This window comes from Nocardia sp. NPDC020380, from assembly GCF_044386975.1.
Taxonomy (GTDB): domain Bacteria; phylum Actinomycetota; class Actinomycetes; order Mycobacteriales; family Mycobacteriaceae; genus Nocardia.
Map to the genome: position 1 here is coordinate 129,994 of NZ_JBIRVQ010000001.1, position 26,508 is coordinate 156,501.

Sequence of the window (26,508 nt, forward strand, 5' to 3'; positions counted from 1 at the left end):
CGAACCGAGCATCCGTCTGGCCCCACACCGCAGCCTCCGTTAGGGTGAGCCCACTCGACACGAAACAGGAGTGCCCCCAATGGACGGCAGCAACGCCGCCGCGGATGAGCGCGGCGCCACCCCGCTGCGCCGCCTACCCAAGCCCGTGGTCGGTGTCATGGGTGCGATCGGCGCGGTGTCGCTCGGCCTCGTGCTCATCGGCGCGTGCGGGCTGGGCCATCAGGACACCTACGTGGCACCGCCACCCATGAACGCGGATCTGCAAGCGGCGCCGGAGACTTCGAAGCCGAGCAGCACCCCCGGCGTCGTCATCCCGCCCTCCCCCACCTGGCGCGTGGCCGTCGATCAGCCGCCCCGCCACAGCTACACCCCCTTCAGCAGCACCACCGCACTCCCCGGCGACCCCGGCGCCGACGACCCCCTGCTGACGACGGCCCCGCGCACCACCTGGACGCGCCCCACGGCCCCGCGCACCACCTCGCGCCCCGAAAGCACCTACCCCACATACCCGTTCACCCCGTCGGACGACGGCGCCGGCACCACCTCCGCGCCCCCGACCAGCACCACCGACCAGCCCGCCGGCGACGACGCCCACGGCGGCTGACGCCGAGCGCCGACTGGAACGAGACAGCGCGGCAACCCGCCCCGCCCCCGCTGCGCGGACCCGCGGGTTCCCATTCGTCCAAGCCCCGGCCCCGTTTCCGGGCCTACCGTCGGCTCATGACCACAGCAGCCACCACCGGCCGGGACGCGACGATCGAGCGGGTCCACACCGATTTCCTGGCCGCGGTCGCCGGCAACGATGCCGACGCCATAGCCGAATTCGTCACTGCCGACTGGGTTTTCATCAGCTCGCGCGGGATCACCCCGGGATCCGGCTTCCTGGACCTGGTGCGCACCGGCGCGCTCACACACTCCGTCATGACCGCGGTAGGCGAACCGCGCGTCCGCCGCTACGGCGATACCGCCGTGTTGAACTCCCGGGTCGTCAACACCGTGCACTACCGGGATCGGACGATCGAACAGGACGAGTGGACCACCGATGTCTTCGTCCTGGACGACGGTGTCTGGCGGTGTGTGGTCACCCACCTGACAGCCGCCGCCCAGGACTGACGATCCGCTAGAACTCGACCAGTGTGTAATCGCCTACGCGAGAGCTGAGTACGCGCAGGTGTTCGAGGTCGCCGCCGAGGGTGCGGCCGATGGCCGTGAGGCGGGCGACGTAGTGGCTCACCGGGTATTCGGCGGTGATGCCGATGCCGCCGTGCATCTGGATCGCCTCCTGGCCGATGTGGCGGGCGGAGCGGCCGACCTGGAGGCGGGCGCGGGCGGCGACCACCGGGTCGGTGACGTCGTCGGCCAGTGCGGCGGAGGCGTAGAGGCTCATGCTGCGGGCCAGTTCGAGGGACACGTACATGTTCGCGGCCCGCTGGGTGAGGGTCTGGAACTTGGACAGGGTGACGCCGAACTGCTTGCGCGTCTTCAGGTATTCGGTGGTGAGGCGGAGGGCCTCCTCCATGGCGCCGAGCGATTCGGCGCACAGGCTCGCCTGCGCCTGCGCGGTCGCCGTGGCGAGCGCCGCCCGCGCGTCTCCGCCGGAGAGGAGTTCGGCCGGGGCGCCGGCGAATTCGAGCTGGGCGCCGCGGCGCTCGTCGAAGGTGCGGAAGGGGGTGCGGGTGACGCCCGCGGCATCGGCGTCGACCAGGAAGAGGCCGAGACCGCCGTCGGGCAGGGCGGCGCTCACCACGAACCGGTCGGCGCAATCGCCGTGCGGCACGGGGTTCTTCACGCCGGTGAGCGTGTAGCCGTCACCCTTCGCAGTCGCCGTGGTGGCGAGTTCGATTGCGGGCCCGCGGGTTCCGGGCTCCTCATCGGCGAAGGCCAGCAGTTTCTCGCCGCCGATCACCTCGGGCAGTACCCGCTGCCGCTGCTCGGCGGTCCCGGCTCCGGCCACGAGCAGTCCGGGCACCAGCACCGCGTCCAGGATCGGTTCCGGCGCGAGCCGCCGGCCGACCTCCTCGAGCACGACCATGGTCTCCACGGGCCCGGCGCCGACGCCGCCGTCCTCCTCACTGAAGGCGAGTCCGAGCACGCCGAGTTCGGCGAGCTGACGCCAGACGTCACGCTTCCAGCCGAGGTCGGTGTCGACGGTCTTCAGCAGGCTCTCGGGGGCGTACGCCCGGCCCAGCAGGTCCCGGACCGTATCGCGCAGCATGACCTGTTCATCGGTGAGTTCGAAATCCATGGCGGCAGCTCACAATCCGAGGATGGTGGAGGCGATGATGGTGCGCTGCACCTCGCTGGAACCTCCGTAGATGGTTGTCTTGCGGTAGTTGAGGTACGAGGGTCCGCTGCGCTGCGCCCAGCCGGGCGAGGCGATGCCCTCCGTGTTCACCGGCAGTGCGTCCGGTCCCGCGATGTCGAGGAGCAGTTCGGTGGCGGCCTGCTGCAGTTCGGAGCCGCGCAGCTTCAGCACCGAGGAGGCCGGATTCGGCTTGCCGTCACTGGAATTCGACACCACGCGCATGAGCGTGAGTTCCAGCGCGAGCAGCTCGTTCTCCAGTTCGGCGATGCGGGACGCGAACACCGGATCCGCCAGCAGCGTGCCGGAACCCGACTTGATCTGCGCCGCATACTCTTTGGCGACGCCCAGCTTCACCTTGGTGCGGCCGACGCCGGTGATGCCGGTGCGCTCGTTGCCGAGCAGGAACTTGGCGTAGGTCCAGCCCATGTTCTCCTCGCCCACCAGCTGGTCGGCGGGGACCCGCACGTTCTCGAAGAACACCTCGTTGACCTCGTGGTGCCCGTCGATGAGCTTGATCGGGCGGATGGTGACGCCGGGCGTCTTCACATCGAAGAGCAGCAGCGAGATGCCCGCCTGCTTCTTGACGGTGGGGTCGGTGCGCACCAGGCAGAAGATCCAGTCGGCGTACTGCGCCAGCGTGGTCCAGATCTTCTGGCCGTTGACGATGTAGGAGTCGCCGTCACGCACCGCGGTGGTGCGCAGCGAGGCCAGGTCGGAGCCGGCGTCGGGCTCGGAAAAGCCCTGGCACCACCAGATGTCGAGATTGGCGGTGGGCGGCAGGAAGCGCTGCTTGAGTTCCTCGGAGCCGAACTGGGCGATCACGGGGCCGATCATCTGGGCGTTGAAGGTGAGCGGCTCCGGTACGGAGGCCAGCTGCATTTGGTCTTCCCAGAGGTGGCGCTGCATGGGGGTCCAGTCGCGGCCGCCCCACTGCACGGGCCATTTCGGGACGGCGTAACCGTTCTCGTTGAGGATGCGGTGGGTGGTGACGATGTCGCCGCGCGAGAGTTCGAGGCCGTATTTCACGCGGTCGCGGATCTCCGCCGGGATCTTGGTGCGGTAGAAATCGCGCAGCTCGTCGCGGAATTTCACCTCATCGGGTGACAGGGCAAGCTTCATTGCATCTCCCAGCGTTGCTGTGGTGTCGCCTACAAACTTACCCCCCGGTAATGCCCGGGTTGTCGGCCGGATCACACCGACCGGACGGCTCGCCCTCCCGGCTCTCGAGCAGAGCTGGTACGTTGCCGGGAAGCCCAACCCCGGTATCCGAGTTCGCAGGAGCTGTACTAGTGAACGGCAGGACCCTTACCCGGCGCGCCGCATCGATCGCCGCCATCACCGCCGCCGCCCTCGTCGGTGTCGCCACCGCCGGCGCCGACGCGCCCAAGACGCCCACCGAAACCGGCCTCGAACAGCTCACCCAGGCGGCGGGCGACAATCCGGACGCGCAGGCGGCCGTGCAGGCCACCGCCAAGAGCGCCCAGCTGATCGCCGCGGCCAAGCTGCAGGACATCGGGTTCACGCCCTTCTCCTATATGGCGCCCACCCTCGGCTGCGGCTACAGCATGCCGTTCAGCCTGGCCGCCGCCAATGCCATCACCGCCGGCGGCCCGGACGGCGCGATCGCGGGCCCGCCCGGAACCATGATCGTCCAGGCCACCGTGCAGCAGAACGGTTTTCCGCTCGCCTCGGGCCTCAGTGTCGCCTGGCTGAACGTGAACAACGGCCGCAGCGGCATCAACGCCCTGGACGACCGCACCGACTACAACCTGCCCTCGCTGTCGAAGACCATCGACACCGGGCCCGGCACCGTCGTCGCCTCGCTCTGGGGCACCATCGACTACCCGGCCGCCCGCTGCGTCGTGCTCCCGACCGTCGGCCTGTTCACCGTGCCCGACGCCCCGGCCGCCCCCGTGAACCCGGGCGGACCGGACCAGGGCAATCCGGTGAACCCCGGCGGCCCGATCCAGACCACCCCGCCGGTCGATCCGGGCGGCCCGAATGTGCCGGCGGCCCCGACCACCACGGACCAGCCCCCGCTGATCGTCCCCGGCAGCTAGCCGACCGGCCGTCGCGAGCCACCTCCGGTTACCGGCCACCGTCGGCCCTGGACCGCTTCCGGTCGCGGACCACGGAACGAGCAAGGCCCGCACCCTTCCAGTGGAAGTCGGTGCGGGCCTTTGCCATTGGCTGGGAGCCGAGCGCTATCGGCTCAGGAACGCGGCTTGCGGCGATCGAATCGCTTGTTCTCGCCCCGGAACTCCCGGCGCGGCGTGCGGGTCAGCGGGCGCTGTCCGGGCGGGCCGGAATCCAGCTGCAGCTGAATCAGCTGACCGCTGATCCGGGTGCGGCTCAACGCGTTCAGCGTTTCCTGCGACAGGTCGGCGGGCAGCTCCACCAGGCTGTGGTCCGGGCGGATGCTGATATGCCCGAAGTCGCTGCGGCGCAGGCCGCCCTCGTTGGCGATGGCGCCGACGATCGCGCCGGGCGCGACCTTGTGCCGCTTGCCGACCGCGATCCGATAGGTGGCCATCTCCGCACCGGTCTGCCGGTGCTGCGAGGGTCCCTCGCGGCGCTCGCGCGGCGCACGATCACGATCGCGATCGTCGTACTCGCGCGAACCGCGTTCGCGGCGAACGGGTTCCGGATCCGGCTCCATGAAGAAGTTGTCGCCGTCGTAGGACCCGACGGCCAGCGCGGCCGCGATGTCCACCAGCGGGATGTCGTGTTCCTGCTCGTAGTCCTCGATGAGCTTGCGGAACAACGCCAGGTTCGACGACTGCAGGTTCTCGGTGATGGCATCGCCGAACTTCTGCACGCGCTGCGCGTTCACGTCCTCCACGCTGGGCAGCTGCATCTGGGTGACCGACTGGCGGGTGGCCCGCTCGATGGCGTCCAGCAGCCGGCGCTCGCGCGGCGCCACGAACAGCAGCGCGTCACCCGAGCGGCCCGCGCGGCCGGTACGGCCGATGCGGTGCACGTAGGACTCGGTGTCGTGCGGGATGTCGTAGTTCACGACGTGCGAGATGCGTTCCACGTCCAGGCCGCGCGCCGCGACATCGGTGGCGACCAGGATGTCCAGCACACCCGACTTCAGCTGCCCGATGGTGCGCTCACGCTGCGCCTGCGCGATATCGCCGTTGATGGCGGCCGCGGAATACCCACGCGCGCGCAGCTTTTCGGCCAGTTCCTCGGTGGCCTGCTTGGTGCGCACGAACATGATGATGGCCTCGAAGGGCTCCACCTCGAGGATGCGGGTCAGCGCGTCCAGCTTGCGCTGATGCGACACCTGCACCCAGCGCTGGGTGATGTTGGTGTTGGTCGACGTCTTGGTCTTGACGGTGATCTCGACCGGGTCCTTCAGGTACTGCTTGGAGATCTTGCGGATCGCCGTCGGCATGGTGGCCGAGAACAGCGCGACCTGCTTCTCGGCGGGCGTGTCGCGCAGGATGCGTTCCACGTCCTCCTGGAAGCCCATCTTGAGCATCTCGTCGGCCTCGTCCAGCACGAGGTACTGCAGCTGCGTCAGATCCAGCGTGCCGCGTTCCAGGTGATCGATGACGCGGCCCGGGGTGCCGACCACCACCTGGGCGCCACGCCGCAGACCCGACAGCTGCACCGCGTAGTTCTGCCCGCCGTAGATGGGCAGCACGTGCACGCCGGGCATGTGCGTGGCGTAGCGGCCGAACGCCTCGGCCACCTGGATGGCGAGTTCGCGGGTCGGCGCCAGCACCAGGGCCTTCGGCGCCTTGCCGGTGTCGTGCATGCCCTGCAGCACCGGGATGGCGAACGCGGCCGTCTTACCGGTACCGGTCTGTGCGAGACCCACCACGTCGTTGCCCGCGAGCAACGGCGGAATCGTGGCCGCCTGAATCGGCGACGGCGACTCGTAGCCGACATCGGCGATGGCCCGCAGGATGCGGTCATCGATGCCGAGATCTGCGAAGGACGGGCCGGAAACGTCCCTCTCGTCGTCGCTGGGAACGCTGTCGGCCGGTGAGGTACTCATATTGACCAGGAGTTTACTGCCTGCTAGGTGTCGCACCGACCATCGGGCCAATACCCTGGAGGTCGTGCAACCGGACAACCCGCCCGCGTCCCCTTCCGCGACGCCCGTCGGTTCGGCTTCCGGCCTGGGCCGTACCGAACCAGTTCCCGTCCGCAATTACGTCACCGGCACCGTCAGCACCGCCGAACCCGGCAGCTCGGGCGCGGTCACGACGGCGATCCACGAATCCGCGCCACAGGAAGTGGTGGCCGCCGGGATCGCGCCCGCCGGGGCGGTGGACGTGGCGGTGGTGCAGTTCGATCCCTACACCGATACCGTGGCCAATCTCACCGCACTGCGGGCGGAGGTCAAGGCCGCCAGCGAACTGGGGGCGAAAGTGGCGGTCGCACCCGAGTACTCCATGTTCGCGACCAAACGGCTGGACGAGCGGGTGGTGGCCGCCGCCGAGCCGCTGACCGGGCCGTTCGTCACCGGATTGCGCGGTATCGCAGCCGAATTCGGGGTGCATGTGGTGGCCGGTGTGGTGGAGCAGCCGGGCGGCGACGAACCGCCGGGACGCATCTTCAACACCCTGGTGGCCGCGTCGCCGGCCGCGGAGTTCGCGGCCGTGTACCGGAAGGTGCACTGCTACGACGCCTTCGGCTTCAAGGAATCCGATTTCGTGGTCCCCGGTCCGCTCGACCAGACACCGGTGTTCAGCGTGGACGGTGTGGTGTTCGGCATGCAGACCTGCTTCGATCTGCGCTTCCCGGAAGGAATTCGGCGGCTGGCCGCGGCGGGCGCGCATGTGCTGCTGCTGCCCGCGCAGTGGATTCCGGGGCCCGGCAAGGTCGATCAGTGGACGACGCTGCTGCGCGCGCGGGCCATCGAGAACACCATGTACGTGGCGGCCGCGGATCATGCCGAGCCGCGCGGCTGCGGTGCGTCGATGATCGTGGCGCCGACCGGTGCGGTGCTGGCGGAGCTGGGCGATGCGCCGGGTATCGCCACCGCGCATCTGGATCTCGAGCATCTGGACGAGGTGCGGGCCACGAATCCGAGCCTGGCCCTGCGGCGCTACACGATCCGCGGCGAATAAGGGTCAGTCCTGCGGGTTGTCGGACTGCAGATACCGTTCGACGTCCACGAGGGATCCCCACTCGACCGTTTCGCCGTCCCGGACCAGTTCCCAGCCGTAGGGCGCCTCGTGCTTGCGGCGGAGCACCAGACCGGCCGCCTCGGCCTGCGCGGTCAGCTCCTTCAACCACGTTTCCCACGAACGGGATTCACCGCTCGCCACACGTGTCTCCTCCCGCTCCGCAACCACACCTTACGACGATGCCCGGTGATCAGGTAAGAACTCCGGACAAGCAGGCACGAACTGGTTCCACCAACATAGCGACCCGGCGCGCCCCACGCTCGCCGCGCCGATCCGGCCGCTCCCGGACCCGCCCGCCCCGAACCCGCCGCGACACCCCGCCGGACGCCCGCGGCAACTAGACTGAACTGCAGTGATCTATCCGGACCGGGGGGTCGCCGGGCGCGCGCTGGGTGGGGTTCTGGGGCACCTGCGCGCGGCGGATCCGCTGCTGCTGGGACTGCCCCGCGGCGGGGTTCCGGTGGCCGCGGCGATACGAAATGTCATAGGCGGCGATCTCGATGTGCTGCTGGTGCGCAAGCTCGGCGTGCCGTGGCAGCCCGAACTCGCCATGGGCGCCATCGGCGAGGACGGCGTGCGGGTGCTGAACGTGGATGTCATGCGGCACACCGGGGTTACCGTCGAACAGCTCGCCGAGGTCGAGGCGCTCGAACGCACCGAACTCGAACGGCGGCGCGGCGTGCTGCGGGAGGGCGCGCCGATCCCGCTGAAGGACCGCACGGTCGTGATCGCCGATGACGGCATGGCGACCGGCGCCACCATGGCGGCAGGGGTCGAGATCGCGAGGCTGCACGAACCGCGGCGCGTGGTGGTCGCGGTGCCGGTGTCCTCGATCGAGGCGCTGCATCGCATCCGGGCCCTGGCCGACCAGGTGGTCTGCCCGCTGGTGCCGCGGTCCATGGGCGGCGTCGGCGCCGTGTACCAGGACTTCCATCAGCTCACCGACGAAGAGGTCGTCGCCTACCTGCGGCCCGGCGGGATCAGCGAATCTCGTTGAGGCCCTTCAGATGCCGCTGCGCCAGCTCGGCGTAGTAGGTGGGATTGGTCCGCACCCACACCTCCGCCTGCGTACCGGCCAGGGACTTCTTCACGACCGCCGGCGAGCCCGCCGCCAGCACGCCGTCCGGGATGTCGGCGCCCGGCGCGACCAGGGAATGCGCGGCGATCATGGTGCCGCTGCCGATCTTCGCGCCATCCAGCACCGTGGAGCCGTTGCCCACAATGGATTCCGCCCCCAGCGTGGCGCCGTGGAACACCACCGAATGCGCGATGGTGGCGCCGGGGCCGATCTCCACGGGCACGTCCTCCGGCCCGTGGATCACCGAGTTGTCCTGCACATTGGCGCCCGCGCGAATGATGATGGGCGCCAGGTCGGCGCGCAGCACCGCGCCGTACCAGACCGAGGCCCGCGCCTCGACCCGCACATCCCCGATGAGGACGGCCGTGGGCGCGATGAACGCGGTCGGATCGACGGTGGGCCGCTTGCCTTCGAATTCGTAGAGTGGCACGCCCTCCACCGTGCCACATCCGGCACGGCCCGCACCGTGCCGAATCCGTGTCACACGCGATTCAGCCGATCACCAGGTCGCGCACCCACGCCGTGACATCCGCGGTGGCCCGGGCGTGCGCCGGCTCGTGCAGGATGTCGTGCCCGGTATCGGGGTAATCGTGGAATTCCGCCGACACCTCGCGGGACCAGTCGCGCACCGGGTCCAGCGGGGCGCGCCGGTCGTCGCAGCCGTGCAGGATCAGCAGCGGGAAGCGTTCGGGCAGAATCGGTCCCGTCCAACCGGATTCACCGACCTCCGCGCCCAGCGCCCGGATGCGCGCCGCGCCGACACCGGCCGGAGCCAGCGCGCCCGCGGGCGAAAGCCGCCCCGCGCGAACGGGATTCGCGCCGCGGGCCGACTTCGGTTCGCGGCCCTCCAGCGCCGCCTTCGGCGTACCGGACAGGATCAGTCCCGCATAGCGCGGCTCCGGATGCGACGCGATCACCGCCAGCGCGGTGGCCGCGCCCAGCGAATGACCCATGAGGATCAGCGGCACCCCGGGCCGGATGGGATCGAGGAAGGTGTGCGCGTCGGCGGTGAGTTCGGCGAGCGTGCCCGGACGATCCGGGTCGCCCTCGCTGAGACCGTGGCCGGACGTGTCCAGGGTCCACAGTTCGATGCGTTCGGCATTCAGGGCGCGGGCGAAGCGGTGGTAGTGGGCGCTGTGCTGGCCGATCCCAGGCAGGAGGGCCAGTGCGGCCACCGGATGTTCGACCGGCCACCTGCGGTGGTGGAGCCGTCCGCGGGCGCCATCGAGATAAGGCATCCGGAGATTGTGGCAAATCGCCGCGTCAGATTGGGACCCTTCGTCGGGCGACCGGTGAGTAGTACGCGAATCCGCAGGTGCCCTCGGCCCCGTCAGATTCGTGACGCGGCCGGGGCCGGAATGTGGAACGGCCGGATCCGGATTCCGGCCGGCCGGATCAGCCCGCAGGCGTCGCGACCACGGCCCGCACGAGATGCGGGCCGGGACGCTGTGCGGCGGGCTCGAGGTCCTCCAGATAACGCGCGAGCACGACGTCGGGGGCGAGATCCTCGACCAGTTCCAGGCCCGCCTCGCGTAGTTCCGCCGCAATATCCTCGGGCGTGAAGAAGCTGACCCATTCCTCGCCGATCGCCGCCAGGCGCCGCATGCGCGCCTCGGCCCGGGCGCGCTCTTCCGGAGTCCCCGGTGTCCACGGCAGGCCGTAGTCGAAGACGAGTCCGGTGCCGGGCGCGAACCCGGCGATGGTGCGCAGCGTGGTGGCGATGGCCGGGCGGGTGAGATACACGGTGACGCCGAGCCAGATGAAGAACGCGGGCGCCGCCGGATCGAAACCCGTTGCGGGCAGCACGTCTTCGAGCCGCTGCCGTTCGAAGTCGACCCCCACATAGGTCACCGATTCCGGGATCGGGATCTGCGCCTCGGCCAGCCGCTGCTGCTTCCACGCCTGGGTGTCCGGGTGATCCACCTCGAAGACCCGCAGCTCGGGATGCGGATTGCGGTAGGCGAAGGTGTCCAGGCCCGCACCCAGGAAAACCACCTGCCGGACGCCCGCGCGGTATGCGTCGGCGAGTGCGTCCTCCGCGAAGCGGGAGCGGGAGACGATGAACATTCGCATGCGCGCCGCCACCGCCGCGTCCTGGTCGACATGCCCCGGCGCGAATCCCGCATGCCCGCTGCCCGGCTCCGCCACCGCGACGGCGAGCGGATCCCGGAAGACGCTCGCGGCGTCCAGTACCTGATGCTCGGCGCGATAGCGGGCAGCGCCCAAGGCGGTGCGGCTGGGTCCACCGTTCTGCATGATCAATCCCTCTCGTCGCCACCACACTACGGCGACACGCCGAAATGGTCGATGTCGTTTCCCGCCCGCGACCGGCCGCGCGGGCCCGCCGCCGCCGCGCCGCGCCCACGAGTCGCCTTGTGCCCCAACATCGCCCGCAAAACCCGCCCTGACGTGCGGCTGCACCGACCCGCACCGGCGCCCGCGCGGATCCTCCCCGGCGCCACATCCCGCGGCCCGCAGTCATTACGCTGTTGCGCGACTCGGCCACGCAACGATGCTCCGGCCGGGGGCGGGTGTCACGCGGAGAGACACAGGAGGGCCGCGGTTGATTCTGTTCGGTGATCGTGTCGTGTGCAGCACCGGTGACCTGGTCGCGGCAGCGCGCTGCGAGTTCGCGCTGCTGCGCGCCCTCGACGCCGAATTGGGACTGGTGCCGCCGGTCGAATTCGAGGCCACCCCCCACCCGGAACCCGCGCCCGAATCGGACACCGCGGCCGAGCGACGACTCGCGGACCTACGCGACCGGTACGGCACCGGCACTGTCCGAATCCGCGTGCGGGATACCGCAGCCGAGACGGCAGCGGCCCGCGCCACCGACGCGGCAGCAGCCCGCGCCACGCACGCGAGCGCAGCCCACCACATCACGAACACGGCAACCGCTCGCACCACAGGTGCCGCAGCGGCCAGCACAAGGGATCCGGCGGCAACTCTCATCGCGGATGCCGCGGCAGCGCAAGCGATCGATGTGGCGGTGACGGCCGGCGCCACAGCTGCCGCTGTCGGCGCGGGACCGGTCGTCACCGCGGGCGCGGCACCGGGCACTCCGGATGCGGCGACGGCCATCGCGGCGCTGCGGGTGGCGCACGAGCAGACGCTCGCGGCGCTCGGGGCGGGCGCCGACGCGGTGGCGGGCGCCGTGGTGCTGGACGGCGGCTTCGCCGCGCGCTGCGATTTCCTGCTGCGTGATCACACGCCCGAGACGCACGACTACCTGCCCGCGGCCGTGGCTACGCGAGCCACGAAGATCACCGCGCTGCTCGGCCTCGCCGCCATGGCGGAGGCGCTGCGGCACAGCGATTTCCGGCCCGCGCCGCATGCCCGGTTGTGGGTGGACGGCAGGCCGCGGACCTATCTGCTGTCCGATATCGCGGTCGTGCATCAGGCGCGGCGGGCACGCTTGGACCTGATCGTCGACACCAAACTCGGTGAGCTGCTGCCCGTGCAGTGGGGCGATCGCCGCTTCCTCGCCTGCGGTAATTGTCCCGTTTGCAATGCCGAACTGCTGACCCGCCGCGACCTGCTGCTGGTCGCCGGAATGCGGCCCGCCACCCGCGCCCAGCTGCGCGATGCGGGCATCACCACCGTCGACCGCCTGGCCGCCGCCGAACTCACGGTCGCGGGCGTTCCGGCGCCCGCCTTCGCCACGCTGCGCCGCCAGGCCGAGCTACAGCTCCAGCGCGAACGCACCGGCCACCCCACGCACACCCTCGCCGACGCCACCGCCCTGGCCGCGCTACCACGCCCCACGACGGCCGACCTCTTCCTGAGCGTCCGCCCGCTGACCGGCCCGCCGACCACGGACCTCGGTGAGCTCCCGGGCGATCTGATCATCACCATCCGATCCGCCAAAGCCTCGGTCCGCCACCTGGAAACCGCTGCGCGAAACGCCGATTCGCCCGCCGGCATCTACCACGGATCCGGCAGGCAAGCACACATGGGCACACCGGATCAGCTCCCGGGCGAAGCGGCGGAAGGCGCCGGACCATCCACTGCGAGGGCATATTCCGGTCCGGGCGCAGCGGGAATCCCGGCCGAGCCGATCGGTGCAGTCGACCCGGCCGCACAGCCATCCGGATCGACCGCCATCCCGCCCGAGGGTGCGACGGGGCAGCGAGCGGAGGCGGCCGATTGGGGATCGGCGGCGGTCACGACCGCCGAGCTACCGGTGTTCGGATCCGAGTTGCAGACTCGGACATTGGGTTTCGAGCCCGCGCCCGCGGCGGAGTGGGCGGTGACGGTGCGGCGGTTCGTGATCCGGACCGAGGGGCGGGCGGAGGCGGACGGCGGCGGGGTGGGTCCGGGGGCCGGGGATGACGGGGACGCGCTGCTGGAGTTTCTGGTGCAGCGGCAGCGGGAGCGGCCGGAGCTGCGGATTCATCATTATCGCGGGGCGGTGCGGTGGCTGTTGAGCCTGCTGGGCGAACGGCGTTCCGACGGTGAGGATCTGGTGGCGGAGCTGCTGCCCGCGCTGGTCGACCTGTATCCGATCGTGCGGGCCGCGCTGATCGTGGGTGAGCGGTCCTACGACCTGCATCAGCTGCCACCCAATCAAGGGGAATCCGAACAGGGCGCGGAAGCCGTACTGCGGCTGCGGGATTGGCTGCTCAGCCAGGGCGCCGAGCACGGCGTGCAGCCGGTGCGGCGATGGGCATACGACTACGCCGAGACCGGGCCCGAGGAAATCGAGGCGGCGCTACGCGAATTCGCGGAGAGCGAGCCGGAACCCTGCGAGGCGCAGGTGGCGGCGGCCTTCACGGCCGCGGCGCTCGGCTACCACCGGCGGGAGCGGCGGCCACTGCGCTGGGCGCACGACGACCGCCTGGATCATCCGGTGGACGAATGGGCGGATACGCCGGGCGTACTCGTGGCCGACTGGAGCACCGTCGACACCGGCTGGCACAGCACCAGCCGCGGCATGCGCCGCTATCTCACCCTGACGGGCCGCCTCGGCACCGGAAACGCCCCGGCGCCGGGCACTCCCGTGCTCACCCTCTACGACCGTCCCGCACCCGGCATGTCCGCCGCCCCCGGTCATCGCGCCACCGCCTACGCCACCGTGCTCGGCTGCACCCTGGACGGCAGCTTCGCCGACGCCGTGCGACTGGTGGAGTTCCTGCCCGACGGCTGCCAACCCTATGACGAATTGCCGACCGCCATCGCCCCCTGCCCGCCGGGCACGGACGTGTATCTCGAAGAGGCGCTGGAGGATACGGCGCATCACCTGCTGGTGACCCTGCCGCAGGTGCCGGAGACGGCGGTCTTCGACATCCTCTGCCGCCGCCCGCCCCGGCTGCTGGCCGGTGAGGCGCTGCCCGAGGTGTTCGGCGATCACGCCGCCGCCGTCACCGCGGCCGTGCTGGATCTCGCCGATTCCTATGTGGCGGTGCAGGGCCCGCCCGGCACCGGCAAGACCGACACCACGGCCCGCGTGGTGGAACGCCTGGTCACCCGCTACAAGTGGCGGGTGGGCGTGGTGGCCCGCGCACACGCCGTGGTCGAGCACGTGCTGGACGCGGTGGTCGAGGTGGGCGTGCTGCCCGAACTCGTGGCCAAGGCGGACGCGCGTGCGGTCGCGCCGGAATGGCTGCCCATCGAACCGGCCCGGTACGCGCGGTTCCTCGACAATGCGGTGAACGGCTGCGTGGTCGGCGGCCTGCCACGCGATTTCACCGATTCCGACCGCGTGCCCCGCGACAGCCTGGACCTGCTCGTGGTCGTGGATGCCGGGAAGTTCCCGCTGGCCGACGCGGCCGCGGTGGCGGTGTGCGCCCGGAACCTGCTGCTGGTCGGCGATCCCGCCCCGCTGGACGGGTACGGCGTGCATCCGGAGGCGGTCGACGAATCGGTGCTGGGCCGGGTGGTGGGCGCGCATCGCACCCTGCCCGCCGGCTACGGCTATTTCCTGGATCGCACCTGGCGCATGCATCCGCGCATGAGCGGCCCGGTCTCCCGGCTGCGATACGACAATCGGCTGCGCTCCAATGAAACCGTCACCCTGGCACGGGAACTCGACGGTATTCCGCCGGGCGTGCGGACGGTGACCGTCGAACACCACGGCAACAGCACCGAATCCGCCGAGGAGGCCCGGGAGATCGTCCGCCAGGTGCGGACCCTGCTGGGCCTGCCGTGGCACACGGGCGCGGTGACCCGCCGGCTGCATCCGCACGACATTCTGGTGGTCGCGCCGTATCACGCGCAGGTGGCGCGCATCCGAACCCTGTTGTCGCGGGCCCGGATCGAGGATGTGCTGGTCGGCACGCCCGATCATTTCCAGGGCCGGGAGGCCGCGGTGGTGCTGGTCTCCATGACCACCTCCGCGCCCAAGGACGCGCCGCACGGCATCGCGCCGCTACTGTCGCGGCACTGGCTGACCAGCGCCATTTCCCGGGCCATGTGGTCGGCGGTCATCGTCCGCTCGCCATTGCTGACCGAATATCTCCCGGCCACGACCGCCGAGCTCTCGGACTTGGCCGCCGTCTTACAACTGGACCGCGTCTAGCGGCAACCGGATGGCGCGGGCGGCCATCGCCGGCCGGACCCCGGCCGATCGGCTGCTAGCCGAAGCACTGCCCTTCGCCACGGTAGGTGGGAACGGTGGTGCGGCTGCCGTCGCCGTCGACCAGGTGCACCCGCGTGAACCGTTCGCAGAGTTCGCCCGCCTTGGCGTGCCGGAACCAGACGCGGTCGCCGATGCGCAGTCCGTCCGCGCCGGTGAGCGGGGTCTGCACCTCGCCCGCGCCCTCGGTGCCGATGAGCTTCAAACCCAAGGGCCACACCGGTTTCGGTACGCGGGCGGCGCCGGTGGGCCCGGAGGCGATGTAGCCGCCGGAGAACACCGTGGCGATGCCCGTCGCGGGCCGGCGCAGTACCGGCAGTGCGAAGTACATGGCCGGCCGATGCGCCAGATTGCGGTAGCCGTCGAATAGTGTCGGCAGGTAGAGCCCGGATCCGGCGGTCACCTCGGTGACGTCCGGATCGGCGATGCTGACCTCGATGGAGCCGGTGCCGCCGCTGTTCACGATCTCCAGTTCGCCGATCGTGCTGCGCACGGCATCCACCACCCGGCGGCGGCGCTTCAGGATTTCCATGGCGGACGCCTTCTTCACCAGGCGCACAGCCGGATTCGTATCGGGCAGCCCGGCGATCTGCGCCTCGTAGGTCATGACGCCGACGACCTTGAACCCGCGCCTTTGTGTTTCGGCCGCGAGCTGCGCCGCCTGTTCGGGGGTGCGGATGGGCGAGCGGCGCACGCCGAGGTGCAGCGGTCCGATGCGCAGGGAGGCGTCCACGTCGAGACATACACGGGGAGCGATGTTTTCGCTGCCGACGGCGGCGCGGATGAAGTCGAGCTGATCGACGTCGTCGATCATGAGGGTGATGGAGTCGAGCAGGACCTGATCGCTCGCGAGTTCCGCGAGGGCCGCGCGGTCGGCGGTCGGGTAGCCGAGCAGGATGTCGCGGGCGCCCTCGCGCACCAGCCAGATGGCTTCCGCGAGCGAATATCCCATGATGCCGGCGAAGCCGCCGGAGGCGGTGAGCTTGTCCCCCAGTACTTCTTCCAGGACGGCGCGGCAGCGCACCGACTTGCTGGCCACCCGGATCGGCACGTTACGGGCCCGCCGCACCAGATCGGCGGCGTTCGCGCGCAGGGCGGTCAGGTCGACCGCGGCCAGGGGCGGGTCGAGATCGGCGGTGGCCGTATTCAGCACCGCGATTGACGACGAGTCGGTCACCAGTTCATTCGACCACGAACTTGGTCAGTCGTCCAGTATTTCCGCGCAGATCCCCGCCCTAAAGATCAACCGCTTTCGTGGACAGATACGACACCAGGTCGTCCATGACGACGAGTGAGATCTCGTCATCGCAATCGGCCAGCCACCGCAACACCATGCCCTGAATGACCGCGACCAGATACGCCGCGATGGCATCCACCGGCTCCAGCCACTGCGTGGCCGACCGCTGGGCACACAACTCCAGGAACGCGGTCACCTCCGCGTCCAGGCCCCGGAATCCGGCGGCAGCCGCCGGGTCCGGCACACACACAGCCTCGTTCTCCCAACGCCGGCGCAGCATGCTCAGCGTCTGCTCATAAGCCCGGATCTGCCGGTCCGGAGTGGACTTCAAGATCGGCCACAGCGTGCTCACTCCCGCGTGCAGCAGGATTCGCAACGCACGATTGCCGGTGAAGTCCAGCGCCGACGCCGTCTTCTCGATGGCCTCGGTCATGGCCGGACGCACTCCGACCTGGATGATTTCTCCACTTGCGCTCAACGACGACTCCCTTTGGCGAAAGAACTCGCGCACCTCGCTTGCGCGGCTCGCTCAACGGGTTGCAGATCGGCACTGATCCCCGAGCAGGACCCGGCGTACCCGTTCAACGGGTATCCACGATACGACCTTTTCTGGGTTGGTAACCAGCTTTGATAGCCGTTTCCGTACCTAAGGATTGTTTTGTTACCTAATCGGAACAGGCCCGCGATCGAATGGGAATCGTCAGAATAGATCGTTTGCCTGGTAAACACCGCATTAGGACCGTTCGGTATTTTACGAAGCGAGATCGCGCAAACATAGCGACTGTGCCCGAGCGCACAGGGCAAGGCCCCATTACGCATCTGTCACCCCACCACAATTCGCCCGGTCATCGGTCCTCCGTCACCCACGCGATACCGTCCCACCGATAGCCTGAGCGGGTGACTGCAGCGCGACCGGACCAATTCCTGATCTCCGGCACCTTCAATTTCCGTGATGTGGGCGGCGCCCGCACCAGCACCGGAGCCACCATCCGCCACGGCGTCCTGCTGCGATCGGCACAGCTCAGCCGACTCGACGACGATGGCCTCGCCACCCTCGTCCGGCTCGGCGTCACCGACGTGCACGACCTGCGCGGCCACGCCGAGATCGACTTCATCGGCGCCGACCAGCTCCCCGAATCCGCCCGGCTGCACGTGACGCCCTTCGACCTCAGCATGGGCGAAGCCCCGCCGCACGAGGCCCGCAATGCCGCCACCGCCCTCGGGCACATGCTCGAGGTCTACCGGACCTTCCCCGCCCTCCCCGAAGCCCACGACGCCATCCGCGCCCTCGCCGAATCCGTACTCGCCGGCACCGCCCTGGTGCACTGCGCCGCCGGCAAAGACCGCACCGGCTGGGCCGTCGCCACCCTGCTGCGCGCCGTCGACGTCACCGAAGAGGACATCTACGCCGACTACCTGCTCAGCAATGACGCCGTCCCCGTCCTGCGCTCCTTCATGAGCGACGAGACCAACGAGGAACTCTCCGAGGACCTGCTCGGCGTGAAGCCCGAATACCTGGCCGCCGCAACCGAATCCATGCAGGCCATGTACGGCGGCCTGGACGGCTACCTCGCCGAGGTCGGCATCACCCCGGAAACCCGCGAGCGCCTCCGCACCCGCCTCGTCGACTGAATCCCGCGGGCGGGCGGATCACTCCGCCAGGGCGCGGCGGACCAGGCCGTCCGGATCGATGCTCACCTGATTACCGGTGTGGAACCAGGCTCCCGTGAAACGGGATTCGGTGGTCAGCGGATCGTTCCAGTACCGGCGGGTCACATTCGGGCCGCGGCAGAGCAGTTCACCCTGCCCTGCCGCGGCTTCCGGGCCCCACAGGGCCAATTCGGTACCACCGAAGGCAAATCCGAGCGCGTCCCGGGCGGCGCCGTCCTCCCGGGCCAGGCCGATGCCGCTGGTCTCGGTGGCGCCCCACACCGACCACTGCCGGGCCGCGGGGAACACCTCCCGGAGCGTGTCGGCGACCGATTCGGAGGTGGCCGGATCGGTGACGGCGAGTTCGGCGCGGTGCCCGGCGCTGCAGACCTGCCGGACCTGCTCGACCCGCAACCCGGCGAGCCCGGGCAGCAGTCCGGCGAAGATGCGAGGTGTCGCCGACACCATGTCTATTCGTTCCGCCACCAGGGTTTCCGGCACCGCCGCCGGATCCGGGGTGAGCACCACGGTCCCGCCGACCGCGAAGGTCGGCAGCAGCTGATCCACACACCCGCTCGCGTGCGCGAGCGGCAGCAGCACCAGATTGCGCAGGCCCTCGGTCGGCAGTTCCAGCGCGCCGACCACGGAACTGATGGCCGACAACAGGTTCTCGTTGGTGAGCTCCACGCCGCGCGGGCCGGGATCGGCGCCGGGACTCGTGTAGCAGAGCAGTGCCAGCTCGCCCAGCGACGCGCCGTCGTCGATGAACGCCGCGGCGTCCGGCAGCGCCTCGCGGTAGCCGGCCGCGCTGCCGCCGCCGTCCAGCACGTAGTCGGCGCAGGCATCGCGAATCACCTGTGCCGCCAGCGCATCCGGCAGCCCGTCGTGCACCAGCACCGGCACCGCGCCGGACAGCAGGGCGCCCAGGAAGGCCTGCACCCAGCGCGCGCCCACCGGCATGCGGACCGCCACCCGGTCGCCGTAGCCGATGCCGTGCTCCTGCAGGCCGCCGGCGATGCGGGACGCGGAATACCAGAGTTCGCGGTAGGTCAGGCGCGGGCCGCCGATCTCGACCACGGCCTCCCGGCCGGCGAAGGTGTGCACCTGAATGTCCAATAGCTCGGTCAGCGCGGGCGTCAGGTTGCCATAGCGCAGGATGCCGTCGGCACCGCGCGCAAGCGGGTTGCCGCACCAGGCATTTCGCGAGTGCGGATACTCCACCAGTAACTGCGACATTCGTCCCTCCGAGTGCCTCGCTGCCTCCAGGCACCAGTGACTATATGATGCAGATCACAGCCATGGGCGGATTGTCGGCAAACCGATGCCCGGGTTCACCCCTTCGAAACACAACACGGCCCGGTGCATACCCCTACGGTCGGACCGAATTCCGGTAAAGCCGCACGTAGAAGTGGTTCACCGTCGCTTCTCTCCCCTAACCCCCGCCCCTATCCGCGACACGCCGTAGGGGGTCGATAACGCGTTAGCCGACACGAAGCCCGACACTCCCGAAAACACGTCGGCGCACCAATTCCGCTGCGGCAATAAGAGCGAAATTGCGGTGCCGCAGGGGAATTAGCGCGCCTCGAGCGTCACAGTCGTACTGTCGCTTACTTTCCCGTGTAAGTGGCTTTTCCGGGGCCTACTTCGAGGAAACTGCGGACCGCGCCTTTCAGATCTTCGGTAGCGAAGAGTTGGCCGGAGACCTCCGGAGTCACCGAATCCGCATGCGCCACACCACCCGAACGCCACGCGCCGATGATCTGCTTGGTGGCGGCGTGCGCTCGCGTCGGGCCATCGGCCAGCCGCGCCAGCAGGTCCCGGGCGGCGGTCTCGACATCCTCGTGCACGGCGTTCACCACACCCCACTCGGCCAGGGTGGCGGCGTCGTACAGGTCGCCGGTCATGACGAATTCCCGGGCGCGACCGGATCCGGCGCGCTCGGCCAGCCGCTGCGGGCCGCCCATGGACGGGGTCAGGCCGACCACCGTCTCCACCAGACCGAACTTGGCCTTGGGCGCCGCCAGGATGATGTCGCAGGCCAGCGAGATCTCGAAGGCCGCGGTCAGGGTCAGGCCGTGCGCCGCGAAGAGCACCGGGCAGGGCAGCGCCTCCAGCGGATGAATGATGCGGGCGAACAGGGTCCGCCACAGCTCGGCGCCCTCGTCGATGGACAACCCGTCGAACACGTGCACGTCCACGCCGCCCGACACGACCTTGCCGTCCGCGCGGATCAGCAACGCGCGCGGCGGGCGCGCCGACAGCTCCTCGATATCTACCGCGAGCGCCTCCAGCAGGGCCTTGTCGAAGAGATTCAAGGGCGGATGCGCAATGGTGAGGATCGCCGTATCCGCGCCACCAGCGGTGACGGCGCGTTCCAGCCGCGTGGGCTTCGAGTCAGTCATAAGCCCGAATCTAGGCTCTGCCCTCTCCCGCCGCTTCGCGCCGGGTGGGTTCGCGGCCCCGAAGTCTCGGTCTTCCCTCCCTCCGCTCCTCCGCTTCGCTCCCCCGCTCCAAGGCGGAGGTCTATCAAGCCGCAGTCCAGACCGAGACGGCCGCGAACCTTGCCAGGTCTGACAGACTGGGCGGGTGACCACTGCGCAATCGCAACCTGGCAGCTACGTGGAGCCAGGGGAATTCAAGCGGGACACGAACTACATCACCACGCGGATCACCGCGGACGGGCACGACGGGTATCCCGTCGAGGCCGGGCGATATCGGCTGGTCGCGGCGCGGGCCTGCCCCTGGGCGAATCGGACGCTCATCGTGCGGCGGCTGCTCGGGCTGGAATCGGTACTGTCGCTCGGACTGTGCGGGCCCACGCACGACAAGCGCAGCTGGACCTTCGATCTGGATCCCGGCGAGGTGGATCCGGTACTGGGAATCCACTTCCTGCAGGACGCCTACTTCAAGCGGTACCCCGACTATCCGCGCGGCATCACCGTGCCCGCCATCGTGGACGTGCCGACCGGTCAGGTCGTCACCAATGATTACGCCCAGATGACCCTCGACTTCTCCACCGAATGGGTGGCGTACCACCGGCCCGGCGCACCCAGGCTCTACCCGGAAGACCTTCGGCCCGAGATCGATTCGGTGAACCGCCGCGTCTACACCGAGGTCAACAACGGTGTCTACCGCTGCGGCTTCGCCGGCGACCAGCAGGCCTACGACGCCGCCTACGACCGGCTCTTCACCGCCCTGGACTGGCTGGAGGAACGACTCCGCACCCAGCGCTACCTGGTCGGCGACACCCTCACCGAGGCCGATGTCCGGCTGTTCACCACGCTGGCCCGCTTCGATCCCGTCTATCACGGGCACTTCAAGTGCAACCGGCAGAAGCTCATCGAGTTCCCGGTGCTGTGGGCCTACGCCCGCGATCTCTACCAGACCCCGGGCTTCGGCGACACCATCGACTTCACCCAGATCAAACAGCACTACTACATCGTGCACACCGATATAAACCCGACGCGGATCGTGCCCAAGGGGCCCGAACTGTCGAACTGGCTCACCCCGCACGGCCGGGAAGCCTTGGGCGGCAGGCCCTTCGGCGACGGGACCCCGCCCCCGCCGCCGGTGCCCGCCGAGATCGTCCCCGCCTCGCACTCGGCGCTCAGCGCACCCGAGCACGCCGACTGAGATCACTCCGCCCGCGCGCCCCCGTAGGTGCCGAAGCTCCAATAGACGCCTTCGGGGTCGCGGCAGACGAAACCCCTTGATTCGTAATCGGTTTCGTCACGCAGCTCCCTGGTGATGTTCGCGCCCGCGGCCTGCGCGCGGGCATACGCCGCATCCGGATCGGCGACCACGATATAGATGGAACCGGCGCCGGGCGGCTGGCACGACAGGGCCATATCCTCCCGGTATTCGCCGAGCATGATGCCGCCGCCGCCCGGCCAGGACAGTTCGGCATGCACCACGGTGTCACCCTCGGCGTAGCAGGCGGCGGTGGTGAAACCGAACGCCTGCTCGAGGAAGGCGATGATGGCGCGCGCATCGCGATAGACCAGAGTCGGCCAGATCACGGCGCCCTGTTGCGTGAAGCGGCCCGACGGTACCGAAGGGCCGGTCTGTACTGAGGTTGTTTCGGTCATGCCTCCACCCTCGCTATTCGGCGGGCTCCAGGGCTTGGACGAATGGGAACTCCTCGCGCTCCCGCCACACCGACGGCGGCATACCGGCCAGCTCCCGCCACTCGCGGGCCATATGCGCCTGGTCGTAATAGCCGGACCGCACCGCGATCTCGGACAGCGGCGGCAGCACCGGCGTGCGCAGCATGCGATGCGAACGCTCGAAACGGGCGATACGCGCCGCGTCCTTGGGAGTGACACCGAACTCGGCGGCGAAACGATTGCCGAGATGCCTTCGGCTCCAGCCGATCTCGTCCGCGACGGCGGCCACCCGCACCGCCGGATCCGGGCCCGACAACAGCTCCCAGGCCTGGGTCAGCTCATCGTCCCAGGGCACCGGATGCAGCTCACGCAACAGGATCTCGTCGAGAATCGTGAAGCGACGGCGCCACTGCGGCGTCACCGAGAGCCGCTCCCGCAGTTCGCGGGCCCGGGCGCCCAGCACGTCCGGCAACTCCACGATCCACGAACCGAGCGCGGCGGACGGCATGCCGAACAGGGCCCGGCAGCCCGCCGGCGTCAGGCTCAACTGGATGCCGTGCTGGAAACCGTTGTGCGCGATCGTCGCGGGGTGCACGGTCAGACCGCTCGCCAGCATGTCCCAATGTCCGCCGGGCTGACCGGGCTGTGAGGACACCGGCACGTGGATGGGCTCGTCGATGGTGATGATCACGGTCAGCGTCGACGCGGGCATGCCGATATGCGTGCCCGGTTCGAAACCGTGCAAGCGATAGCCCTCGTACCCCTGTACGAAAGGCCGCAAGCGCGGATGCGGGAGACCCGACGCGCCCTCGGACACACCAGCCACGGGTTTCACCGTAGGCCGATCGGGCATCCGGAGGGAACCTGGTGGTCCGGAACCGCGGTCTGTCGCGGATCGTTGACCGAGTGCCATAGAGTTCCGGTCGGAGGACCGCACTGAGTAAGGGGTGTCGCGATGTTCAAGGCCGGGCTCGAGAAGACGGTCGTCTCGCTGCTCGACAACGGTGCCCAGGTCCAAGGGCCCGCGGTCACCAGGTACGTGGGCAAGCTGCGGGACGCGCATCCGGACGAGACACCCGCGCAGATCCTCACGCGCATCGAGAAGCTCTACCTCAATGCCGTCACCGGCAGCGGCACCGCCGTCGGCGCCACCGCGGCCGTACCCGGCGTCGGCACCATCACCTCGCTGGCCGCCATGAGCGCGGAAACCGCGTTCGTGCTGGAGGCCTCGGCCGTGTTCACGCTCGCCGTCGCGGCCGTGCACGGCGTCACCCCCGAGGACAAGGAACGCCGGCGCGCCCTCGTACTCGCCGTGGTGCTCGGCGAGAGCGGCATGGACATCGTGGAGAAGAGCGTCGGCCACTCCGCCAAGAACTGGGGAACGCTGCTCAGCAGCAAGATCCCCGGCATCAGCAGCATGAACGACACGCTGCTCAAACGGTTCCTGGTGCAGTTCCTCGCCAAGCGCAGCGCCGTCATGATCGGCAGCGTGATTCCGGCCGGAATCGGCGCGGCCATCGGCGGATTCGGCAACCGGGCCCTCGGCCACCAGGTGGTCGACAATGCCCGCCGCGCCTTCGGCCCACCACCGCCCGGCTGGCCGCGGCCGCTGATCATCGACGCCGATCCGCTGCCCGCCGTGGAACCCGCGCCCCGGACGAGCCGCCCGTGACGGGCCCCCGGCCGCTCGCCTTCGCCGCCACCGGGCTGAGCAAGACCTTCGAAACCCGCACCGCGGTCGACGACATCAGCTTCGTCGTCCCCACCCGCACGGTGGCCGCCCTGGTCGGCCCGCCCGGCGCGGGCAAGACCACCGTGCTCCGCCTCCTCCTCGGCCAACTGACCCCCACCGCGGGCAGCGCGACCATGGGCACATTCGCCAACACCGCTCCCGCGAGTGCCGAAACCACGGTCGGCGACAACGCATCCGGCTGGACGGCCGGGGGCAACGACGGAGACAGCCGAGGCGGAGGCGCGCCCGGCAACGGCCCTGCCACCCTCGGCGGCAGCAACGGCGCCTCGGGCAACAATGGCACCGGGACCGGTGGCCATGGCGGCGGGATCGGCGTCAATCCGATCTATGCGCGCAGCATCTCGAACACCTCGAATGTCGCGGCGAGCGGTGGGCTCGGGGTGAGCGATACGCCGGGAGCCGATGCGGTGGGGGCGGTGCTGACTCCGCGCGGACTGCATTCGCGCCGGAAGGTGCGCGACCAGCTGCGCGTATATGCCGCTGCCGCAGGCGTTTCCGACGCCCGGGTGGACGGACTGCTCACGCAGACCCGGCTGGACGAGGTCGCGGAACAGCGCATCGACCGCGTGACGGAAGGCGTGCGCACCCGGCTGGCGCTGGCCATCGCCCTGCTCGGTGACCCGCAGCTGCTGCTTCTCGACGACCCCACCGCGGGCCTCGACGCCGCCGAAACCGCCTGGCTCTACGAGTATCTGAACGCGCACGCCCGCCGCGGCGGCACGGTCCTGCTCACTTCCCGCACCCTGAGCAGCGTCATCCCCGTCGCCGACGAGCTCATCGTCCTCGACACCGGCCGCATCGTCTACCAGGGCAGCCCGGCCCGCCTGCGCCGCAGCCACCCGGACCGCCTGCTGGTCAAGGCCTCCAGCCCCATCGCCCTGGCCACCATGCTCGCCGCCCGCGGTTTCACCGATGCCGTCATGCGCCCCGACGGCCGCCTCGCCATCGCCGAAACCTCCCTCGCCGAACTGGAATCGGCCGCCGCCGCGGTCCGCGTCCAGCTCACCGAGGTCACCTCCGAACACATCCACCCCGACCAGGTCCTGGCCGCCCTCACCCGCCCCACCGGCTCCGCCGTCCGCACCCCCGCGATCTACGGGGCGCCACGTTGAGGACGATCCTCGACCATCACGACGGTGCCGGCCCGGCTGCCGGACTCGTCTCGATCGCCGCCGAGGTGAGCAGGCCGCGGCAGATCGCGGCCGCACCCGGTGCCGCGGCGCGCACCTGGCCGACCGGCCGCGGCCGATCGGCAGGACTCGGTGTTCGACGAAAGGATGCTCGATGATCGTCACGGTGCCGCCGGTGGTGGCTCGGGCCGGGAATTCCGAAGTGCGGAAGGTTACTTCGGTGCGGGTGAATCGGGTGGTGGGGCTCGCGGCCGTGCTGGTGGCGGTGGTGGTGTTCGGGGCGTTCGGGCTGGGTTACGAGCCGGGCGGGAAGCCCGGGTTCGCGCATGCGATCGGATGGTCGTCGTGGCTGGTGTCGGTGCTGCTGGTACTGGCCGTGGTGGGGGCCGGGGTGTTCGGGGCGGTGGCCTCCGGACAGGAGTACCGGGACGGGTCGCTGGCGCTGAGTGCGCTGTTCACACCGGACCGGAATCTGCTGCTGGGCGCGAAACTGGCTGTCACGGGCGGGATTTCACTGGCCACCATCGTCGTGATGGAAATCTTCGGCGGGGCGGCCATGCTGCTGGCCGGGCGCAGTAAGCAACCCGTCGACGGCGGGTTCTTCCTGGTGCTGCTCGGGGTGGCGCTGGCGGTCTTGTGCTGGGCGGTGATCGGCGCGTCGGCCGGATTCCTGTTGCGCTCACCGATACTCGCGGTGGCCGCCGTGCTCGGCTGGACCATTGTGGAACCACTGGTGTGGATCACGGCCCGCGCCATCGGATTCGGTGGCTTCGCGACCATCCTGCCGGTGTCGGCCACGATCGGCGCCATCAGTGGCGGCAAGTTCGCCGGCAACGAGTTCATCGCACCGACCCCGGCCGCCATGGTGCTGCTGGTGGTGTGGACCGCGGCCGCCGGTGGCGGCGCCTGGTGGTATTTCACCCGCCGGGACATCTGACAGCCCCGCGAATCACTCGGTGCGCCCGGCGAACAGGCGACGCCACACCTCGTGATCGGTGCGCGGGCCGCCCGGGGTGTCCGCGCCGTACTTCGCGATGAGCGCGGGTAGGTCCAGCGGCAGCGAGGGCGCGGTGAGATTGCGCAGTTCGTCCTCGACGGCGGAATCCGGCACCAGCCAGCACACCTCGAACTCGATCCCGTCCGGGTCGGCCGCGTACAGCGCCTTCGTCGAGCCGTGATCGGAGGCTCCGCCGAGCGCATCGGCCGCGGTCAACGCCTCCCGGATGCGCTGCAGTTCGGCGAGCGTGTCCACTTCCCAGGCCAGGTGGTAGAGCCCGATCCGGCCCGTCCGATGCCCGGCCGACGGATCGGGCGACTCGAACAGGCCCAGATCATGATCGTTGGCCGAACCCGCGGCCTGTAGGAAGACCGCCCCGGGAAAACCGCCCGGCAGCCGCCGGAACCCGAGCACCTCGCCGTAGAAGGCGGCCGAGCGCTCCACATCCGAAACGAACAGGACGGCGTGATTGAGGCGCTGAATCGGCATGTGCGCGACTCCCTTCCAGACGATGGTGATCCCACTTCAGCG

25 protein-coding genes are annotated in these 26,508 nt (G+C 69.8%); 11 read left to right on the forward strand and 14 right to left on the reverse strand.

Annotated elements, in window-relative coordinates; genetic code table 11:
* Window positions 1-79: 79 nt before the first annotated feature.
* Window positions 80-604 (forward strand): hypothetical protein, encoded by a 525-nt coding sequence (locus ACH438_RS00570; protein ID WP_396999590.1) that lies wholly within the window; start codon window positions 80-82, stop codon window positions 602-604.
* A gap of 116 nt (window positions 605-720) precedes the next feature.
* Window positions 721-1,113, forward strand: coding sequence for a nuclear transport factor 2 family protein (locus tag ACH438_RS00575; RefSeq protein WP_396999592.1), 393 nt, complete (start codon window positions 721-723; stop codon window positions 1,111-1,113).
* A 7-nt stretch (window positions 1,114-1,120) separates the two neighbouring features.
* Here the strand turns inward: ACH438_RS00575 and ACH438_RS00580 are convergent, their stop codons facing one another.
* Both ACH438_RS00580 and ACH438_RS00585 read right to left on the reverse strand, forming a co-directional pair.
* On the reverse strand, window positions 1,121-2,245 hold the full coding sequence (locus ACH438_RS00580) for an acyl-CoA dehydrogenase family protein (protein WP_396999594.1): 1,125 nt from the start codon (window positions 2,243-2,245) through the stop codon (window positions 1,121-1,123).
* A 9-nt stretch (window positions 2,246-2,254) separates the two neighbouring features.
* Window positions 2,255-3,424, reverse strand: coding sequence for an acyl-CoA dehydrogenase family protein (locus ACH438_RS00585; RefSeq protein WP_396999596.1), 1,170 nt, complete (start codon window positions 3,422-3,424; stop codon window positions 2,255-2,257).
* Between the two features lie 170 nt (window positions 3,425-3,594).
* Between ACH438_RS00585 and ACH438_RS00590 the strand changes: the two genes are divergently transcribed.
* Window positions 3,595-4,365 carry a hypothetical protein gene (locus ACH438_RS00590; protein ID WP_396999598.1) on the forward strand — a complete coding sequence of 257 codons (771 nt, stop codon included), beginning with the start codon at window positions 3,595-3,597 and terminating at the stop codon, window positions 4,363-4,365.
* A 152-nt stretch (window positions 4,366-4,517) separates the two neighbouring features.
* On the opposite strand, the gene ACH438_RS00595 is transcribed toward ACH438_RS00590, so the two are convergent.
* Entirely contained in the window at window positions 4,518-6,314 is a 1,797-nt protein-coding gene (locus tag ACH438_RS00595) for a DEAD/DEAH box helicase (protein WP_396999600.1), read from the reverse strand.
* A gap of 256 nt (window positions 6,315-6,570) precedes the next feature.
* Between ACH438_RS00595 and ACH438_RS00600 the strand changes: the two genes are divergently transcribed.
* Entirely contained in the window at window positions 6,571-7,392 is an 822-nt protein-coding gene (locus ACH438_RS00600; protein ID WP_397000698.1) for a carbon-nitrogen hydrolase family protein, read from the forward strand.
* Between the two features lie 3 nt (window positions 7,393-7,395).
* Here the strand turns inward: ACH438_RS00600 and ACH438_RS00605 are convergent, their stop codons facing one another.
* Window positions 7,396-7,593 (reverse strand): hypothetical protein, encoded by a 198-nt coding sequence (locus ACH438_RS00605; RefSeq protein ID WP_396999602.1) that lies wholly within the window; start codon window positions 7,591-7,593, stop codon window positions 7,396-7,398.
* Between the two features lie 211 nt (window positions 7,594-7,804).
* Here ACH438_RS00605 and ACH438_RS00610 point away from each other — a divergent pair, with 211 nt between their 5' ends.
* A complete protein-coding gene (locus ACH438_RS00610) occupies window positions 7,805-8,449 on the forward strand; it encodes a phosphoribosyltransferase (RefSeq protein ID WP_396999604.1) in 645 nt (214 codons plus the stop codon).
* Here the strand turns inward: ACH438_RS00610 and ACH438_RS00615 are convergent.
* From ACH438_RS00615 to ACH438_RS00625, 3 genes are all read right to left on the reverse strand, one after another.
* The gene (locus ACH438_RS00615) at window positions 8,433-8,960 is read right to left on the reverse strand and encodes a gamma carbonic anhydrase family protein (RefSeq protein ID WP_396999606.1); all 528 of its coding nucleotides are present in this window, start codon (window positions 8,958-8,960) and stop codon (window positions 8,433-8,435) included. The two genes, ACH438_RS00610 and ACH438_RS00615, sit on opposite strands and share 17 nt — an antisense overlap.
* A 61-nt stretch (window positions 8,961-9,021) precedes the next feature.
* A complete protein-coding gene (locus ACH438_RS00620; RefSeq protein WP_396999608.1) occupies window positions 9,022-9,768 on the reverse strand; it encodes an alpha/beta hydrolase in 747 nt (248 codons plus the stop codon).
* Window positions 9,769-9,925: 157 nt separating this feature from the next.
* Window positions 9,926-10,786, reverse strand: a complete 861-nt coding sequence (locus tag ACH438_RS00625) for a class I SAM-dependent methyltransferase (RefSeq protein WP_396999610.1) — start codon at window positions 10,784-10,786, stop codon at window positions 9,926-9,928.
* A 307-nt stretch (window positions 10,787-11,093) separates the two neighbouring features.
* On the opposite strand from ACH438_RS00625, the gene ACH438_RS00630 reads away from it, so the two are divergent.
* Window positions 11,094-15,047, forward strand: coding sequence for an AAA domain-containing protein (locus ACH438_RS00630; protein ID WP_396999612.1), 3,954 nt, complete (start codon window positions 11,094-11,096; stop codon window positions 15,045-15,047).
* Between the two features lie 55 nt (window positions 15,048-15,102).
* Here ACH438_RS00630 and ACH438_RS00635 read toward each other — a convergent pair whose 3' ends face one another.
* Window positions 15,103-16,281, reverse strand: a complete 1,179-nt coding sequence (locus ACH438_RS00635; protein ID WP_396999614.1) for an amino acid deaminase/aldolase — start codon at window positions 16,279-16,281, stop codon at window positions 15,103-15,105.
* A gap of 58 nt (window positions 16,282-16,339) precedes the next feature.
* Window positions 16,340-16,819, reverse strand: a complete 480-nt coding sequence (locus ACH438_RS00640) for a TetR family transcriptional regulator (RefSeq protein ID WP_396999616.1) — start codon at window positions 16,817-16,819, stop codon at window positions 16,340-16,342.
* Between the two features lie 419 nt (window positions 16,820-17,238).
* Between ACH438_RS00640 and ACH438_RS00645 the strand changes: the two genes are divergently transcribed.
* Window positions 17,239-17,973 (forward strand): tyrosine-protein phosphatase, encoded by a 735-nt coding sequence (locus tag ACH438_RS00645; RefSeq protein WP_396999618.1) that lies wholly within the window; start codon window positions 17,239-17,241, stop codon window positions 17,971-17,973.
* Between the two features lie 18 nt (window positions 17,974-17,991).
* On the opposite strand, the gene ACH438_RS00650 is transcribed toward ACH438_RS00645, so the two are convergent.
* A complete protein-coding gene (locus ACH438_RS00650) occupies window positions 17,992-19,227 on the reverse strand; it encodes a class I adenylate-forming enzyme family protein (protein ID WP_396999620.1) in 1,236 nt (411 codons plus the stop codon).
* Between the two features lie 371 nt (window positions 19,228-19,598).
* Window positions 19,599-20,393: an enoyl-CoA hydratase/isomerase family protein gene (locus ACH438_RS00655; protein WP_396999622.1), complete on the reverse strand. Its 795-nt coding sequence runs from the start codon at window positions 20,391-20,393 to the stop codon at window positions 19,599-19,601.
* Between the two features lie 184 nt (window positions 20,394-20,577).
* Here ACH438_RS00655 and ACH438_RS00660 point away from each other — a divergent pair, with 184 nt between their 5' ends.
* On the forward strand, window positions 20,578-21,624 hold the full coding sequence (locus ACH438_RS00660) for a glutathione S-transferase family protein (protein ID WP_396999624.1): 1,047 nt from the start codon (window positions 20,578-20,580) through the stop codon (window positions 21,622-21,624).
* 2 nt (window positions 21,625-21,626) lie between these two features.
* Here the strand turns inward: ACH438_RS00660 and ACH438_RS00665 are convergent, their stop codons facing one another.
* On the reverse strand, window positions 21,627-22,079 hold the full coding sequence (locus tag ACH438_RS00665; RefSeq protein ID WP_396999626.1) for a VOC family protein: 453 nt from the start codon (window positions 22,077-22,079) through the stop codon (window positions 21,627-21,629).
* Between the two features lie 13 nt (window positions 22,080-22,092).
* Complete coding sequence (locus ACH438_RS00670; protein WP_396999628.1) at window positions 22,093-22,923, reverse strand: helix-turn-helix domain-containing protein; 831 nt, start codon at window positions 22,921-22,923, stop codon at window positions 22,093-22,095.
* Between the two features lie 129 nt (window positions 22,924-23,052).
* On the opposite strand from ACH438_RS00670, the gene ACH438_RS00675 reads away from it, so the two are divergent.
* The 3 genes from ACH438_RS00675 to ACH438_RS00685 all read left to right on the forward strand — a co-directional run bounded on the left by ACH438_RS00675 (window position 23,053) and on the right by ACH438_RS00685 (window position 25,917).
* The gene (locus ACH438_RS00675; protein ID WP_396999630.1) at window positions 23,053-23,769 is read left to right on the forward strand and encodes a hypothetical protein; all 717 of its coding nucleotides are present in this window, start codon (window positions 23,053-23,055) and stop codon (window positions 23,767-23,769) included.
* Complete coding sequence (locus tag ACH438_RS00680) at window positions 23,766-24,962, forward strand: ATP-binding cassette domain-containing protein (protein ID WP_396999632.1); 1,197 nt, start codon at window positions 23,766-23,768, stop codon at window positions 24,960-24,962. Before ACH438_RS00675 ends, ACH438_RS00680 begins: the two co-directional genes overlap by 4 nt.
* A 172-nt stretch (window positions 24,963-25,134) precedes the next feature.
* The gene (locus ACH438_RS00685) at window positions 25,135-25,917 is read left to right on the forward strand and encodes an ABC transporter permease (protein ID WP_396999634.1); all 783 of its coding nucleotides are present in this window, start codon (window positions 25,135-25,137) and stop codon (window positions 25,915-25,917) included.
* Window positions 25,918-25,929: 12 nt separating this feature from the next.
* Here ACH438_RS00685 and ACH438_RS00690 read toward each other — a convergent pair whose 3' ends face one another.
* Window positions 25,930-26,466 (reverse strand): VOC family protein, encoded by a 537-nt coding sequence (locus ACH438_RS00690; RefSeq protein WP_396999636.1) that lies wholly within the window; start codon window positions 26,464-26,466, stop codon window positions 25,930-25,932.
* Window positions 26,467-26,508 lie beyond the last annotated feature (42 nt).

Coding starts and splice junctions, on each gene's coding strand:
- ACH438_RS00570 (WP_396999590.1), top strand. CDS start 80: ATGGACGGCAGCAACGCCGCCGCGGATGAGCGCGGCGCCACCCCGCTG.
- ACH438_RS00575 (WP_396999592.1), top strand. CDS start 721: ATGACCACAGCAGCCACCACCGGCCGGGACGCGACGATCGAGCGGGTC.
- ACH438_RS00580 (WP_396999594.1), bottom strand. CDS start 2,245: ATGGATTTCGAACTCACCGATGAACAGGTCATGCTGCGCGATACGGTC.
- ACH438_RS00585 (WP_396999596.1), bottom strand. CDS start 3,424: ATGAAGCTTGCCCTGTCACCCGATGAGGTGAAATTCCGCGACGAGCTG.
- ACH438_RS00595 (WP_396999600.1), bottom strand. CDS start 6,314: ATGAGTACCTCACCGGCCGACAGCGTTCCCAGCGACGACGAGAGGGAC.
- ACH438_RS00620 (WP_396999608.1), bottom strand. CDS start 9,768: ATGCCTTATCTCGATGGCGCCCGCGGACGGCTCCACCACCGCAGGTGG.
- ACH438_RS00625 (WP_396999610.1), bottom strand. CDS start 10,786: ATGCAGAACGGTGGACCCAGCCGCACCGCCTTGGGCGCTGCCCGCTAT.
- ACH438_RS00650 (WP_396999620.1), bottom strand. CDS start 19,227: ATGTCGCAGTTACTGGTGGAGTATCCGCACTCGCGAAATGCCTGGTGC.
- ACH438_RS00655 (WP_396999622.1), bottom strand. CDS start 20,393: ATGACTGACTCGAAGCCCACGCGGCTGGAACGCGCCGTCACCGCTGGT.
- ACH438_RS00665 (WP_396999626.1), bottom strand. CDS start 22,079: ATGACCGAAACAACCTCAGTACAGACCGGCCCTTCGGTACCGTCGGGC.
- ACH438_RS00675 (WP_396999630.1), top strand. CDS start 23,053: ATGTTCAAGGCCGGGCTCGAGAAGACGGTCGTCTCGCTGCTCGACAAC.
- ACH438_RS00685 (WP_396999634.1), top strand. CDS start 25,135: ATGATCGTCACGGTGCCGCCGGTGGTGGCTCGGGCCGGGAATTCCGAA.
- ACH438_RS00690 (WP_396999636.1), bottom strand. CDS start 26,466: ATGCCGATTCAGCGCCTCAATCACGCCGTCCTGTTCGTTTCGGATGTG.